Raw genomic sequence first — 14,992 nt, 5'->3', positions numbered from 1 at the left:
AAGCGGAATGTTTACACCTGGTACAGCGGCAACATGCCCCAGTACGCTGCAAATTGGGCGTCTGAGAAGATCGTAAGGGGCGAAATGGATTCCGAGGGAAAAATGGGTGTTCCTCCATGGATATGCTGATGCCAACGACCATTGGTTCGTGACAGAAAAGGCCGACCTTTGCTCGTCGCCCGCGGTCCGAATCGCGTCTCGATCGGCGTTAGAGATGGCAGGATTAAGCATCGACGATATCGATCACTTCGACCTATACAGCTGTTTTCCTTCCGCCGTTGAGATCACCTGCAAGGAGTTGGGGATTTCCGAAGACGACCCCAGGGGGCTGACTGTGACCGGCGGCTTACCCTATTACGGCGGACCTGGCAACAGCTACGTCGTGATGTCGATATGCGAGATGATGAAGAAGCTGCGCGAGGATACATCTGGCACACCACCGGATCAGGCAAGACGATGACCAGCTTCAAGTCTGCCCAACTCATCGCCAATTCCAAAGACGCAGACAAGGTGGTGTTTTTGCTTGACCGTATCGAGCTGGGCACGCAGACGCTACTGGCCTACCGTGATTTCGCCGGAGACGGCAACGAGGTGCAGGCCACGGAACACACAGGCATTCTCGTCAAGAAGCTCAAAAGCACCGATCCCGTCGATACCCTGATCGTCAGCTCCATCCAGAAGATGAGCAGGCTCAAGGATGAAGAAGACGGCCTCAAGGCGCACGATCTGGATACCATGCGCGCCAAGCGCATCGTGTTCATCGTTGATGAATGTCACCGCTCCACGTTTGGCGACATGCTCATTGATATCAAAAAGAGCTTTTCCGGCGCGATCTTGTTCGGCTTCAGCGGCACGCCCATCCACAAGGAGAACGTCCGCAAGGACAACACCACCACCGATGTGTTCGGCGATGAGCTGCACCGCTACAGCATCGCCGACGGTATTCGTGACAAGAACGTCCTCGGCTTCGATCCGTACCAAATGCTCACCTATCGCGACCGTGACCTACGGCAGGCCGTTGCGCTGGAAAAAGCCAAAGCCACAACGGTGACTGAAGCGCTGGCCGATACGGCGAAAAAGAAAGTCTTCAATCGTTACATGAACGATGTGCCGATGGCGGGGTATCGGGATGCTTCGGGCGTCTATCAAAAAGGCATCGAAGACCATCTGCCCAACAGCCAATACCGCCACGCCCAGCACCAGGATGCGGTGATAGACGACATGGCAGCAAACTGGGAGACCCTGAGCCAAGGCAGTAAATTCCACGCCATCTTTGCCACCAGCAGCATCCTAGAGGCCATCACCTACTACCGCCTAATGAAGGCGCGGTGCCCGGCGCTGAAGATCACCGCACTTTTTGATCCGAATATCAGTGACGAAGACGGCGGCTGTGATCCGGCGTTTAAAACGGACGGACTTGTCGAGATTCTGGAGGATTACAACGCCGCCTACGGGCAGAAGTTTGACCTCGGAACGCACGCGAAATTCAAGGAAGACTTGGCCTACCGCCTCGCGCATAAAAAGGCCTATATTCGTATCGAGGCCGAGCCGGGCAAGCGACTTGACCTATTGATCGTAGTGAATCAGATGCTCACCGGTTTCGACTCGAAATGGGTGAATACGCTCTACCTCGACAAGCTGCTGGAATACGAAAACATCATTCAGGCGTTCTCGCGCACCAATCGCCTGTTCGGGCCAGACAAGCCCTTTGGCAGCATCCGCTACTACCGCAAGCCCCATACGATGACGCGCAATGTCGAGGCCGCCGTGAAACTTTATTCCGGCGACAAACCGATTGGCCTGTTCGCCGATCGGTTGCCGATGAACCTGGAGCGGATGAATGCTAGCTTTGCTGAAATCGACGCCATCTTCAGCGCAGCAGGCATCGAGGACTTCACCAAGCTACCGGACGACCTTGCAGCGCGTGCGGCCTTTGCCAAGGAGTTCAACCAATTCAGCGCCATCTTAGAGGCTGCGAAGATCCAAGGCTTTAGCTGGGAGAAATCGGTTTATGAGTTTGGTGAAGACCCCGCGACGCGGGTCCAGCTGGCCCTTAGCCAGCATCACTATCTGACGCTACTGCAACGCTACAAAGAACTCGGCGGCAGTGGCGGCGGCGGTGGCAGCGAGGATATTCCCTTCGATATTGATAGCCATATAACCGAAATCGACACAGGCAAGATCGACGCCGACTACATGAACGCGCGCTTTGAAAAATATCTCAAAGTGCTGCAAAGCGGCGATCAGCAAGCCAAGGAAGCCACTTTGGCCGATTTGCACCGCTCATTTACATCGCTCTCACAGGAAGACCAAAAAATCGCCGAAATCTTTCTCCGCGACATCCAGCGCGGTGATGTGCAGATCGACCCATGCTGCACCTTCCACGACTACTTGAGCGACTACAAAGCAGAGGCCGTGAACGAGAAAATTGCGGCCATCGTCTCTTGCCTCGGCCTGGACCCAGCGAAGCTCATCGCCCTGATGAATACCCAGCTCACTGAATCCAATCTCAATGAATATGGCCGCTTTGATGACCTGCGGGGAACGCTGGATCAGCAAAAGGCAATGGCCTACTTTGAAGGCCTAGAAGGTAAGCCGCTGCCGATGTTCCGGGTCAACATCAAAGCTTCTAATCTGCTGAGTGACTTTCTTCTTCGGGGTGGTATCGAGCTAAAGACAGCAAGTTAAGAAGAAGTCGCATGGAGGCACATAACCTCCAATTCACCCACATCGGTGGCACACCAGCCTCAATTGGAAGTACTGTTTGCGTCCGTTAATTAGCTGACGCTGCCTGCTGCACCTTTACGACATCACTGGCAACGATCTAATGCGGCATCTTCGCACACGGCTTTGCCCGCGCGCACTGCGATGACTCTGGGCGTGACTATCTAGCCGTCTTCTCCTGCAAAGGTCGCAGCGTCTGCCCCTGGTGCAACAGGTGACACATGGCATAGGCCGCGACGAACTGCAATTGGTGGGCCAGAAGTCATTGAGACAAGTGCCGATTTGGGCATACCTTGCGAATCCACTGCATCGATCTGGCTATCAGCTCCCTGCCATCAATGGCCACATAACAGTCGCAACCTAGCCTTCCCTTGTGGGTCGAATGCAGCCACTGACTGCACTCTCCATCAGCAGGGTCGCAACTCCCCAATCTAAGCCAAATAGTGCACGGGTGCATCTACCTTTTTGGGCCAAAACACCACTCCGCTCATAGTGAGACTAAAACTTAAGCGCATTTATGTCGTAAATTCGCAAAGGGCGAAAGGAATATCTTTTATCGATCGGCAAATTTCCGTTTCGGCAATTAACACCGCATCGATTCATGCAAACCAAAATGGCAGATTATGCCCACGCTTTATAGGATCTTAGCTACGGTTGAACGAGTATTGGACGAATTTGGAAAAGGCGGACTTTATTTCCAAAGGGCGGACTTTATTTCTGCACTTCAAAACCGACTGCATTTCCACGCCGCCTACTCCACCGTCACACTCTTCGCCAAATTCCGCGGCTTATCCACATCAGTCCCTCTCGCGCACGCCGTGTGATACGCCAGCAACTGCAGCGGTATCGTGTGCAGAATAGGCGACAATTTCCCGTAATTCTCCGGCATGCGAATCACGTGTATCCCTTCGCTGCTTCCAATCCTGGTATCGGCATCGGCGAATACATACAGCTCACCGCCGCGCGCATGGACCTCCTGCATATTGGATTTCAACTTTTCCAGCAGTTCATCCCGCGGTGCGATCGTGACCACAGGCATGGCTTCCGTCACCAACGCCAGCGGACCATGCTTCAATTCACCCGCGGGATAAGCCTCGGCATGAATGTAGCTGATTTCCTTAAGCTTTAACGCGCCTTCCAGGGCAATGGGATAGTGCATGCCGCGCCCCAGGAACAAGGCGTTTTCCTTGCTGGCAAAGCGGTCGGCCCAGGCCATGATCTGCGGTTCCAACGCCAGTACGGCTCCGATGGCAACCGGCAGGTGGCGCAGCGCTTTCAAGGACTCCGCCTCTTTCACTTCACTCAATTGGTCCTTGGCCTGGGCCAAGGCCAACGCCAGCAAGAACAAGGCGGTCAGCTGCGTGGTAAACGCTTTGGTGGACGCCACGCCGATTTCCACGCCTGCGCGCGTGATGTAGGCCAGTTTGCATTCACGCACCATGGCACTGGTGGCAACGTTGCAGATCGTCAGGGTGTGTTCCATGCCCAGGCCGCGTGCGTGTTTTAAGGCGGCAAGGGTGTCGGCGGTTTCGCCGGACTGGGAAATGGTGACGACTAGGCTGCGCGGGTTGGGCACGCTGTCGCGATAACGGTATTCGCTGGCGATTTCAACGTTCACCGGTATCTTGGCGATGGATTCTATCCAGTAGCGTGCGGTCAATCCGGCGTAATAGCTGGTGCCGCAAGCCAGAATCAACACGTTGTCGATGTCCTTGAACACTTTATAGGCTTGGTCGCCAAACAGTTCCGGCGTAATGCTTTCAATGTCTTGCAGGGTGTCGGCCACGGCGCGCGGCTGCTCGAAAATTTCCTTCTGCATGTAGTGGCGATATGGCCCTAGCTCGGCCGCTCCTGTGTGCACTTGCACGGTGTGGACTTCGCGGTCCACGGCACGACCGTCGCTGTCGGTGATCCATACTCGTGCCAGTTGTAGGTCGACGACGTCGCCATCTTCAAGATAGATGATCTGATCGGTGGTGCCGGCCAGCGCTAATGCATCGGATGCCAGGAAGTTTTCATTGACGCCACGGCCCACGACCAGTGGCGATCCGTGGCGTGCGCCGACTACTCGGTGGGGTTCGTCGCGGCAGAATACGGCAATGGCGTAGGCGCCCGAAAGACGACGGATTGCCTGCTGCACCGCGTCACGAAGATCACCGGCATACAGGTGATCGACCAGATGTGCGATGACCTCGGTGTCGGTCTGGCTTTCGAATACATAACCCGCGGCCTGCAGTTCTTCGCGAAGTTCGTCGTGATTCTCGATAATGCCGTTATGCACGAGCGCGATGCGGGGCGAGCTCTTGGCATGGCCGGAAAAATGGGGATGGGCATTGTGGGTGGCGGGGGCGCCATGGGTCGCCCAGCGGGTATGTGCAATTCCTGTGAAGCCAGCGACCTTGTCTTTTTCGACTTGCGACTGGAGTTCGGCAACCCGCTCTGTACTGCGCGCGCGCCGCAATTCACCATCGGCGTACACGGCCACGCCGCAGGAGTCGTATCCACGGTATTCCAGGCGTTTAAGCCCTTCCAGAAGAACAGGGGTGATGTCGCGTTGCGCCACTGCGCCAACAATTCCGCACATAGATAAACTCCGGCCGATGTCAAAGAAAGGCTATTGTGCGCAACATTGAAAGAAATAAGGTTTCTTATTGAAGGCATAAATGGTATTTTATTTCCATACTAGCTTACTATGTAATTTTATTTCAAATTGAATAGTGAATAGAAATAAATGACGGAACCTACTGCTCCCCTGGAGCTCGACGAGCTCGACCTTCGGATACTCGAACACCTACAAGCCGACAACTCCATGACCAATCAGGACCTTGCACAGCTTGTGCACGCCTCGCCCCCGACCTGCCTGCGGCGTGTCCGCCGCCTTATACAGGAAGGCATCATCCACAAACAGGTCGCCATCCTCGACCCCCAAAAAGTCGGTCAAGGGCTGACTGCCATTATTGAAATCACGATGGACGTGCAAACCGCCGAGCATCTAGATGCGTTTGAAGCAAGCCTGGCCGACGATCCCGCCATTCTGCAGTGCTATCGCGTGTCGCCCGGGCCCGACTTCATTGTGATTGCGCAGGTGGCTGACATGCCTGCCTACCACGCACTGGCGCATCGGACGTTCACTTCTCGCGCCAATGTGCGCAATGTCCGAACGTTTTTCTCCATGCATCGAAGCAAGTTCGAGACGCGCATGACGCTCGCAAGAAAAGGAAACTGACCCGACAATGCCTAGGTGTTCCGGTCGATCAAACGTTGGTACTGCACCAGGTAACGCTTGGCCATGACGCCGGCATCGTGCTCACGCAAGACATAGTCGCGTGCGTTCTCGACCATGCTGGCCCGCAGGCTGCGATCATTTAATACGCGGTCCATGCCGGCCGCCAGCGCTTCGTGATCGCCCGCCGCGCACATGATTCCTCGGCCGCCCGCCAGGATTTCAGCCAGCCCGCCTGCATTGGTGGCGACGACGGGAACCGAGTACAAGAACGCATCCAGCACACTCGTGCCCAAAGCCTCGCTTCGGGAGCTCAGGACGAATACGTCCATGAGCCGGTACAGATCATCGATGCCGGACTGGAAACCCGCGAACAAATAGATATTCTCGAGGCTCAGCTCGCGCACCAGTGCGCGTGCTTCTGATTCTGATCCACCGCCCGCCCCCAAATGCAAAAACACAAAATCGCTGCGCAACTGGTGCAGGCGATGTACAGCCCGTATCAACGTGCAAGGGTCTTTGTCGGCGGTTAATGCGGCTGCGGTGGCAAGCACTCGTTTATCGGCCAGGTCAAATTGCCGGGTAAATGCTGCAATGTGTCCTTGGTCCAATGCTTTAACCTCGATGGCGCTCGGGATGATGCTTGCCACCAGGCCAAGTCGACGCGGCTCTGAAGCCGCAGCCTGGCTGATGGCAACAAGCACGTCGGCCCTACGCCACTTCCAGGCAGTCTGGCGTTCGCGCCGTTTTACCGGGAAAGCGGTCCGCCGAGTGAAGACGACGCGGCGCCCCAGCAAAGGCTTCAGCAGTGCCAGCCAGGTCATCATATTGGCGGTTTGCGCATGCAAAATATCGTAGCGGCGGCCATGACGAACGAGAAAGCCGCATAGTGCCGGCACGTTGGCCGGCTCATGCACTGTGAATCCCTGGGCTATGGCCTGGCGGGCAAGCTCGCCCCCGCGACGCGCCAGCAGCGATACGTCATGCCCGGCATCCCGGAACTGCCGCATGCTCAGCAAGGTTTGTCGCTCGCCGCCCCGCCAGCCGCGTTCGAAATTCATCTGCAGTATGCGCATGATGGTTTAGAGCTCCAGGTCCAGGGAAGGATTCAACTGCCGCCAGATATTGATAACCACCGCGATCAGGGCGCAGGTGATGGCGGCCGATACACCCAGCACGGCGCCTTGCGTCTGGCTGACATTGAAGGCGATGGCAACCAGGGCGGTGCCAAAGCTCTGGCCGAAGACGCGGGTGGTGGCCTGCATGCCGCCGGCCGCACCGCTGCGATGCCGTGGCGCGCCGGCCAACATCGCCCGATTGTTGGGTGTCTGGAAAAACCCGAAACCCACGCCGCCCATCAGCATCGCCGCCATCAACCATCCGAAGGCTGCGCCGGCCGGAAGCATGATGACCCAGAACAGTCCCGTCGCCATCCCCGCCGCGCCAATACCGCACAACACGGCAATGGAGCAGCGATTCGACAGGAGTCCCGCAACGGGCGCCATGACTGCAACGCCTATCGACCAGGCGCCCAGCAAGAGGCCGACATCGCCGAAGGAAAAAGCGAGCTCCTGGTGAAAATAGAAGGGCAGCGAGACAAACGCCGCCATCTGTGCGGCAAATGAAAATGCCGATGCACCGACGGCGTATGCAATAGGCGTAATGCGCAGCAAATCGATGGGAACGATGGGCGCAACCTGTCCGCGCGAACGCCGTACCAATATCCATCCGGCCAGGCCCGCCACGATCAGGCAAAGCGCGGCACGCGTGGGATTCTTGACAATCGCATCCAGTCCCACGATCGACAAGCCAAATACCGGCACACTCAGCGCACAGGCGATCCAGTCGAACCGACCCCGACTGCGTGGTACCTCGGGCAGGAAGCGGATGCAAAAATAAGCGGCGACGCCTATCGGGATATTGACGAGGAATATCCACTGCCATGATGCCAGTTGCAGGATGAATGCACCTACTGTGGGACCCAATACCGCCATCACCCCCACCGTCATGGCGTTGACACTGATGCCCGTTCCCAGTTTGTTGAGCGGATAGGTATTGCGCACCAAGCCGCCAAACATGCACATCAGCATGGCGGAACCCAATCCTTGCACAATGCGCGACAGTGTCAACGTCAGCAAAGAGTTCGACATGGCCGATGTGATCGACGAGAGCAGGAATATGGTCATGCCGATCGCGAACATGCGCCGGAAGCCGATGCGCTCGGCCACGGCCGATAGCGGCAATAAGGAGACCACCACCGTCAGGTTGTAGGCGATGACCACCCACACCACGGCGGCTGGATCGATTTCCAACTGATGGGCAATGGCCGGCAAGGCGACGTTGGCCATGCTGGAATCCAGCACCGTGATGGTGATGGCCAGCAACAAGCCGAGCGCGGCCCAATAGCGTTCAGGCGTGGGCAATCCGTCAGGCAGATTCGTGGGCCTCGGCCGAGGTGCAGCGTCAGGCACGGTCAGGACTTCTTGACGGGACGCACCCAACTCTTGATAGTCTGCTGCACCGATCGTGATATGGTCAACTGGTCCGGAGGCGCGTCTTTGGTCAAGGTCGTGCCGGCACCCAGCGTAGCGCCACGACCGACCCGTACCGGCGCCACCAGTTGAGTGTCCGATCCGATGAAGGCGTCGTCCTCGATGATGGTCTGCGACTTGTTCACGCCGTCGTAGTTGCAGGTAATGGTGCCAGCGCCTATGTTCACGCGTTGCCCTATTACGGCATCGCCGATATAGGCAAGGTGATTGGCTTTTGAACCTTTACCCAGCTGGCTTTTCTTGATTTCCACGAAATTGCCGACGTGGGCTTGCGTGCCGATATCGGCACCCGGCCGCAGGCGCGCGTATGGTCCTATGCGTGCCTCATCGGCAATCGTCGCTTCCTGGATATGGCTGAAGGCTTCGACATGCGTGCCCGCGCCGATGACGGCGTCTTTGATGACGCAATGCGGGCCGATGCGGACACCGTCGGCCAGCTTGACCACACCTTCAAAAACGCAACCGACGTCAATGGAGACATCGCGGCCGCAGTCCAGCGAACCGCGCAAATCGAAACGAGCGGGGTCGGCCAGCGTAACGCCCTTTTCCAGTAACCGGCGGGCTTGCTCGCCCTGCCAATCGCGTTCCAGTTGTGCCTGCTGGATACGGCTGTTCACGCCCAGCGTTTCCCAGCCCGCTGAAGGCTGCGCGGCATGCACCGGCAAACCGTCCTGCACAGAAAGCCCGACCACATCGGTAAGGTAGTACTCACCCTGGGCGTTATTGTTGTTGATGCGTGTAAGCCAGTTTTTGAGCCGGCCCGTGGGGGCAACCAGAATGCCAGTATTCACCTCGGCGATGGCGTGCTCGGCTGGCGTGGCATCTTTGTGCTCGACGATACGCAGCACTTCGCCGCTATCGTTTCGTACGATGCGGCCATAACCGGTGGGATCGGCCAATGTCTCGGTGAGCACCGCCATGCCTTGTCCCCTTGCCTCCAACAGCCGCTGGAAGGTCCCGGTCTGCACCAGAGGGACATCGCCATACAGCACCAGCGTGGCGTCCTGCGCGGCCGCTTGCCCTTCGAGCAAAAGGCCGGCCGCCTGCTGCACGGCATGCGCGGTGCCATGCTGCGGAACTTGCATGACGAAGTGCAGGTCCGCCTGATCGGCAAACGCCGCCTTGACGCGATCGGCGCCATGTCCTACCACGATGATGATACGGTCCGGCCCAAGCTGCCTAGCGTTGTCCAGGACATGGGCGAGCATGGGTTTGCCGGCCAGCGGGTGCAATACTTTTGGTAAATCGGACTGCATGCGTTTGCCCAGACCGGCGGCAAGAATAACAATATTGAGCATGAAATTACTTAAAAAATGAGTAAAGAATTATGGCTTTCGCGCGGCCGGCGCCCGCTTGCGCGTCGTTGCTTTCTTGGCCGCGGCTTTTCGCGGCGCCGGGGACTGGCTCGCGGTGGCACCTTGTGCCTTGGTTCTGCCCTTGCCCAAGGTCGAGTCGGCCGACACACTTGAAGCTGCCTGTTGCGCCGCAGTCTTCACCGCCTCGGCGCCCTGCAGGGTCGCGGTTGTAGCCGCCGCCAGCGTGTCGAATTGCTTTTGCACCATGTCCCACCATGCCTGGGCGGCGGCGGTCGTCCCGGCGGCATTGCTTTCGGCCGTGTCTTTGGACGGCTCGCTGTTGCCCTTGCCCGTGGCAGCGGCCGACGACGACCCGCTGCCTTGCGAGGCAGGCGCCACCATGCCCAGCGCCACTTCCAGTGGTGACGGTCCGTTCGGGGCGCTTGCTGCGGCGGTCGCCGATGTCATGAACGACTTAAGGGTGGCAATGGTTGAACGCTGTACTTCAAGCCCCTGTATGGTGCTGGAGAGCATGGACAGGTTCAGGCGCAGCCAGTTTTCCACAGCTCGCAAATCGCTGATGCGCCGCTCGAGGTCTTCGACTGAAATAGGCGCCGCCATTGCACCGGCATTCGCGCCGCCGGCGCTTGCCAGCCCTTGCCAGGCCTGGCGCATCATCTCCATGCTGGCGATAAGTGGGTTCTGGGCCATATCGCCGGTTTGACCGAAACCGGGCAATACAAACGGATTGTTGTTTTGAGTGACCATGTCGCCTCCTTGAGCACAATCGTAGGGGACCCTGGCTGCGTACCGTTATGTGCGCCGGACCAGGTCTCACGCTAGCTTAAACTGAACCCGGGCCGCCGTCTAATGGCCGTGGAGCCCAGCACTCGGCGCTACCGGATAAGTCCTTCGCGCACCCGCTTGCGCAAACCTTCGAGAATGACCAGCTCGGCCTCCCGCGTAAACTCGCCCGACTCGACCATCGCCCACAATTCATCGATGTCGACTTGCCGGATCTCACTGACTTCGCCGTCCAGGTTTCTAGGCGTCACCGATTCATGCAGGATGCAGTCACTGACAAGCACGTCCTCGACCTGATAGCCTTCCGGCAGGCGTCGGTGCATGCGCAGGATAATGCGCAAAGGAGACCTGTCCTCGATGTCGCTGGCGATCAGTCCGGCCTCTTCGTTGCTTTCCCGCAACAAAGAAACATCAAGGCTTTCCCCGGCGCCGGCCAGCCCGCCGACCAGCGTATCCCACATGCCGGGATCAGTCGACTTGCTTAAGGCGCGGCGTGCGATCCACAGCTTGCCCTCGGGCGTCCATGCGTTCAAATGCACCGCCCTGGTCAGCAGCCCCAGGGGGCGCACGGCAGCTCGTTCGATGACTGCCAGGCGGCGCCCTTCGCCGACGACATCCAGCAGCTCGTCCCTCCACGTGCGCAGACAACCCGCGTCCCTGAGCGCCACGGCCAATTCCGCCAATACCGTATTCAGGGATTTGCGTTGCCCGGCAGCGGCGGTGATGTGCACCGCTTCGTCTTCAACATATATGCCGGGCAGGCCGACCAGGTGACGGGTCGCCTTGGCGGTAATCCAGCCCGCGACCTTTCCAGCGACCGTCAACGGTCGCGATCCGGTGGGTGGCAGGTGTTGAATTCGTTTTGCAAGTGTTTGATAACGCGCGTCTATGGCGAGCGTCAGTGCATGGGCGGGTGCATCTTTCATGCAATAATTGTAGTAGATGCTGGGTTACTTACGCATGTTCGGGCGCGAGCCTGTTCAAGCCTTTGACGCTGAATCAGCCCATCGTCAGCGCTTGTTCGCTATAATTCCGCGGTCTATAGGTGATTCGAGCAGGTATTACCCAACGTACAACATTTTAAACCTGCCGTTCAATAATTATGTGTTCGTTCGGTGTTTTCCCGATCACTCCGTTTGATCAAAGTCAACATTCGTCCAGAACACGTCGTATTTCGAGGTCAGCATGAAGAAGTTGAGAGGGTTACTGGGCACTGGCGCATTGCTAACGGCATGCGCTGCCGGTGCGCAGGTCAAGGACATGCCGGGAGGCCCCAGGGTCAATCAGCTCAATCTGCACGAGGGAGTAACGCAGATCGCGCAGGACATCATGTGGATACACTGGATGATGCTTATCATCTGCGCCGTGATTTTCGTTGGCGTGTTCGGAGTAATGTTCTACTCCATCTTCATGCACCGCAAATCGCGCGGCGCCGTGCCTGCGAAGTTCCACGAGCACGTAGGTATTGAAATTGCCTGGACCGTCATTCCCTTCATCATCGTGATCGCCATGGCATTGCCTGCCACGCGCACGGTCGTGGCCATGAAAGACACCAGCAGCTCCGACCTTACCATCAAGGTTACGGGCTATCAGTGGAAATGGGGCTATGAATACCTCGACGGTCCTGCCCAGGGCGTCAAGTTCCTGGCTAACCTGGCGACGCCGCGCGAACAGATCGAAGGTACTGCTCCACGCACCGACCTGTACCTGATGGAAGTCGACAACCACGTTGTCGTTCCAGTCAACAAAAAGGTACGCATCGTTCTTACCGCCAACGACGTCATTCACTCTTGGATGATTCCGGAATTCGGCGTAAAGCAAGATGCGATGCCCGGATTCCTGCGCGACACCTGGTTCCGCGCCGAGAAAATCGGTACCTACCGTGGCCAGTGCGCTGAACTCTGTGGTAAAGATCACGCTTTCATGCCCATCGTCGTTGACGTCGTATCGCAAGCCGATTACGAAAAATGGTCAGCCGAAAAGAAGAAATCCATGGCTTCGGCGGCCGACGATCCGAACAAGGAATGGACCAAAGAAGAGCTCGTCGCTCGCGGTGAACAGGTTTACACTGCAAACTGTGTAGCCTGTCACCAGGCAACTGGAAAAGGCCTTCCGGGCACATTCCCTGCCCTCGACGGAAGCCAGCAAGTGCTCGGCCCCATGAAAGACCAAATCCTCACCGTGCTCAATGGACGTCCCGGCACTGCCATGGCGGCCTTCCGTGATCAGTTGAACGATGTCGAAATTGCCGCTGCGATCAGCTATTCCCGCAACGCGTGGGGCAATGCCGGTAAAGGTCAGGATCCCGTTGTTCAACCTGCCAACGTCAAGGCCTTGCGCTAAGTCGATAGCACGTTACAGACACATTCGAATGTTTTTACCGGATAGCCGTCATGCGGCGTCTGGTTGAGTAGGAAGGAGTTCCACCATGAGCAGCGTTACTGCCGATCACGTCCCAGCCAGTCACGGGCACGACGACCACGACCACCGGCCACACGGCTGGCGGCGCTGGCTATTTGCCACCAATCACAAAGACATCGGTACCATGTACCTGCTCTTTTCGTTCTGCATGCTGCTTGAAGGCGGCGTGCTGGCACTGTTGGTGCGCACAGAACTGTTCTCGCCCGGCCTGCAGTTCTTCCAGCCAGAACTCTTCAACCAATTCACCACCATGCACGGCCTGATCATGATTTTCGGCGCGATCATGCCGGCATTTGTGGGCTTTGCCAACTGGATGATCCCCCTGCAAATCGGCGCGTCCGATATGGCTTTCGCTCGCATGAACAACTTCAGCTTCTGGTTGTTGCCCATCGGCGCCATCCTGATGACCTCGTCGTTCTTCGTTCCAGGCGGCGCCAATGCCGCCGGCTGGACCATGTACGCGCCGCTCTCGCTGCAAATGGGTCCCGGCATGGACTTCACCATTTTCGCGGTCCACATCCTGGGTGCCTCCTCCATCATGGGCGCCATCAACATCGTGGTTACCGTCCTGAACATGCGCGCTCCCGGCATGACCCTGATGAAGATGCCTTTGTTCTGCTGGACCTGGCTCATCACTGCCTACCTGCTTATCGCAATCATGCCTGTGCTGGCCGCGGCAGTCACCATGTTGCTCACCGACCGCCACTTCGGCACCAGCTTCTTTAACGCCGCCGCCGGCGGTGATCCGGTCCTGTACCAGCACGTATTCTGGTTCTTCGGCCATCCCGAAGTCTACGTCATGATCCTGCCGGCCTTCGGCATCGTGTCCGCCGTGGTTCCTGCATTTGCCCGCAAGCAACTGTTCGGCTATGCCTCGATGGTATATGCCACCGCAGCCATTGCCATTCTCTCCTTCCTGGTATGGGCTCACCACATGTTCTCAACCGGCATGCCGGTTACCGGACAGCTGTACTTCATGTACGCAACCATGCTGATTTCCATTCCCACGGGCGTGAAAGTATTCAACTGGGTAGCCACCATGTGGCGCGGCTCCATGACGTTTGAAACGCCCATGCTATTCGCCATCGGCTTCATCTTTGTGTTCACCATCGGTGGCTTCACTGGCCTTATTCTGGCAGTTGCGCCTATCGATATTGCGGTCCATGATACCTACTACGTCATCGCCCACTTCCATTATGTGATGGTGGCCGGGTCGCTGTTCGGCATGTTCGCCGGCGCCTATTACTGGATGCCGAAGTGGACAGGCCGCATGTACAACGAGAAATTGGCCAAAACGCACTTCTGGTCCAGCATGATTTCGTTCAACATCACGTTCTTCCCCATGCACTTCCTGGGGCTGGCCGGAATGCCACGCCGTTATGCCGACTACTCGGCCCAATTCACCGATTTCAATCAAATCGCAACGATTGGCGCCTTCTGGTTCGGCCTGTCGCAACTGATATTCCTGTTCGTCATCCTGCGCTCGTATGCCGGGCACGGAAAACCCGCCCCGGCTAAGCCCTGGGAGGGCGCAACGGGTCTGGAATGGACCGTGCCTTCGCCCGCACCTTTCCATACCTTTGTTGTCCCCCCCGTTGTCAAGTAAGGTAAATCAATGACACCCGAACAACGCCGGAAGAACCGCCACACCGCCATCGTACTTGTCATCATTGTGCTGACGATCGTCGCGTGGACCTTCTGGCGCGGTGGGTCACTGGGTGGAGGCTAGCCCGGCATGACGCGAGATATCCACGAGCTTTCCCGGCGCAAGCTGAACTTTTTCCAGACACTGAAGGCCGTGGCCTGGGGCTTTTTTGGCGTACGCAAGGGCAAGGGTTATACCGAAGACATTTCCAAGCTCAACCCGGTGCATCTGATTCTGGCTGGCGTGCTGGCCGCCATCGTCTTCGTAGTGGCCTTGATCATGGCTGCCCGCTGGTTTATTTTCTATTTGACCTAGCATTTTCAATTTA

Annotated in this window: 12 protein-coding genes and 1 pseudogene; 7 read left to right on the top strand and 6 right to left on the bottom strand. The window is 57.6% G+C overall.

Going from position 1 to position 14,992, the window contains the following annotated elements; all coding sequences use genetic code 11:
- Window positions 1–106: 106 nt before the first annotated feature.
- From CR155_RS20630 to CR155_RS20625, 3 genes and pseudogenes are all read left to right on the top strand, one after another.
- Window positions 107–460: a thiolase C-terminal domain-containing protein gene (locus CR155_RS20630; protein ID WP_199171648.1), complete on the top strand. Its 354-nt coding sequence runs from the start codon at window positions 107–109 to the stop codon at window positions 458–460.
- Window positions 394–2,688 (top strand): type I restriction endonuclease subunit R, EcoR124 family, encoded by a 2,295-nt coding sequence (locus CR155_RS02240; protein WP_233213827.1) that lies wholly within the window; start codon window positions 394–396, stop codon window positions 2,686–2,688. Before CR155_RS20630 ends, CR155_RS02240 begins: the two co-directional genes overlap by 67 nt.
- A 140-nt stretch (window positions 2,689–2,828) precedes the next feature.
- Window positions 2,829–2,933 (top strand): annotated as a pseudogene (locus CR155_RS20625) (hypothetical protein); the annotation flags it as partial.
- A gap of 542 nt (window positions 2,934–3,475) precedes the next feature.
- Here the strand turns inward: CR155_RS20625 and glmS are convergent.
- Entirely contained in the window at window positions 3,476–5,308 is a 1,833-nt protein-coding gene (gene glmS / locus CR155_RS02235; RefSeq protein WP_102068359.1) for a glutamine--fructose-6-phosphate transaminase (isomerizing), read from the bottom strand.
- A 147-nt stretch (window positions 5,309–5,455) separates the two neighbouring features.
- Here glmS and CR155_RS02230 point away from each other — a divergent pair, with 147 nt between their 5' ends.
- The gene (locus CR155_RS02230) at window positions 5,456–5,950 is read left to right on the top strand and encodes an Lrp/AsnC family transcriptional regulator (protein ID WP_102068358.1); all 495 of its coding nucleotides are present in this window, start codon (window positions 5,456–5,458) and stop codon (window positions 5,948–5,950) included.
- A gap of 11 nt (window positions 5,951–5,961) precedes the next feature.
- Here CR155_RS02230 and CR155_RS02225 read toward each other — a convergent pair whose 3' ends face one another.
- From CR155_RS02225 to CR155_RS02205, 5 genes are all read right to left on the bottom strand, one after another.
- Window positions 5,962–7,023 (bottom strand): glycosyltransferase family 4 protein, encoded by a 1,062-nt coding sequence (locus CR155_RS02225; protein ID WP_102068357.1) that lies wholly within the window; start codon window positions 7,021–7,023, stop codon window positions 5,962–5,964.
- A gap of 6 nt (window positions 7,024–7,029) precedes the next feature.
- Window positions 7,030–8,424, bottom strand: a complete 1,395-nt coding sequence (locus tag CR155_RS02220; RefSeq protein ID WP_102068415.1) for an MFS transporter — start codon at window positions 8,422–8,424, stop codon at window positions 7,030–7,032.
- A complete protein-coding gene (gene glmU / locus CR155_RS02215; protein WP_102068356.1) occupies window positions 8,421–9,797 on the bottom strand; it encodes a bifunctional UDP-N-acetylglucosamine diphosphorylase/glucosamine-1-phosphate N-acetyltransferase GlmU in 1,377 nt (458 codons plus the stop codon). Before glmU ends, CR155_RS02220 begins: the two co-directional genes overlap by 4 nt.
- 27 nt (window positions 9,798–9,824) lie before the next feature.
- On the bottom strand, window positions 9,825–10,562 hold the full coding sequence (locus tag CR155_RS02210) for a PhaM family polyhydroxyalkanoate granule multifunctional regulatory protein (RefSeq protein ID WP_102068355.1): 738 nt from the start codon (window positions 10,560–10,562) through the stop codon (window positions 9,825–9,827).
- Window positions 10,563–10,690: 128 nt separating this feature from the next.
- Window positions 10,691–11,524 (bottom strand): NUDIX hydrolase, encoded by an 834-nt coding sequence (locus CR155_RS02205; protein WP_102068354.1) that lies wholly within the window; start codon window positions 11,522–11,524, stop codon window positions 10,691–10,693.
- A 259-nt stretch (window positions 11,525–11,783) separates the two neighbouring features.
- On the opposite strand from CR155_RS02205, the gene coxB reads away from it, so the two are divergent.
- The 3 genes from coxB to CR155_RS02190 all read left to right on the top strand — a co-directional run bounded on the left by coxB (window position 11,784) and on the right by CR155_RS02190 (window position 14,979).
- A complete protein-coding gene (gene coxB / locus CR155_RS02200; RefSeq protein WP_102068353.1) occupies window positions 11,784–12,941 on the top strand; it encodes a cytochrome c oxidase subunit II in 1,158 nt (385 codons plus the stop codon).
- An 85-nt stretch (window positions 12,942–13,026) separates the two neighbouring features.
- Complete coding sequence (gene ctaD, locus CR155_RS02195) at window positions 13,027–14,625, top strand: cytochrome c oxidase subunit I (protein ID WP_102068352.1); 1,599 nt, start codon at window positions 13,027–13,029, stop codon at window positions 14,623–14,625.
- A gap of 129 nt (window positions 14,626–14,754) precedes the next feature.
- The gene (locus tag CR155_RS02190) at window positions 14,755–14,979 is read left to right on the top strand and encodes a DUF2970 domain-containing protein (protein ID WP_102068351.1); all 225 of its coding nucleotides are present in this window, start codon (window positions 14,755–14,757) and stop codon (window positions 14,977–14,979) included.
- Window positions 14,980–14,992: the final 13 nt, after the last annotated feature.

Source organism: Pollutimonas nitritireducens (genome assembly GCF_002849615.1).
Taxonomy (GTDB): Bacteria; Pseudomonadota; Gammaproteobacteria; order Burkholderiales; family Burkholderiaceae_B; genus Pollutimonas; species Pollutimonas nitritireducens.
This window is presented reverse-complemented; position numbering and strand designations above follow the sequence as displayed.

Bases quoted from the DNA above. Each gene is read 5' to 3' on its own strand.
- CR155_RS02240 (WP_233213827.1), top strand. From the start codon at position 394: ATGCGAGATGATGAAGAAGCTGCGCGAGGATACATCTGGCACACCACC.
- glmS (WP_102068359.1), bottom strand. From the start codon at position 5,308: ATGTGCGGAATTGTTGGCGCAGTGGCGCAACGCGACATCACCCCTGTT.
- CR155_RS02230 (WP_102068358.1), top strand. From the start codon at position 5,456: ATGACGGAACCTACTGCTCCCCTGGAGCTCGACGAGCTCGACCTTCGG.
- CR155_RS02225 (WP_102068357.1), bottom strand. From the start codon at position 7,023: ATGCGCATACTGCAGATGAATTTCGAACGCGGCTGGCGGGGCGGCGAG.
- glmU (WP_102068356.1), bottom strand. From the start codon at position 9,797: ATGCTCAATATTGTTATTCTTGCCGCCGGTCTGGGCAAACGCATGCAG.
- CR155_RS02210 (WP_102068355.1), bottom strand. From the start codon at position 10,562: ATGGTCACTCAAAACAACAATCCGTTTGTATTGCCCGGTTTCGGTCAA.
- CR155_RS02205 (WP_102068354.1), bottom strand. From the start codon at position 11,524: ATGAAAGATGCACCCGCCCATGCACTGACGCTCGCCATAGACGCGCGT.
- coxB (WP_102068353.1), top strand. From the start codon at position 11,784: ATGAAGAAGTTGAGAGGGTTACTGGGCACTGGCGCATTGCTAACGGCA.
- ctaD (WP_102068352.1), top strand. From the start codon at position 13,027: ATGAGCAGCGTTACTGCCGATCACGTCCCAGCCAGTCACGGGCACGAC.
- CR155_RS02190 (WP_102068351.1), top strand. From the start codon at position 14,755: ATGACGCGAGATATCCACGAGCTTTCCCGGCGCAAGCTGAACTTTTTC.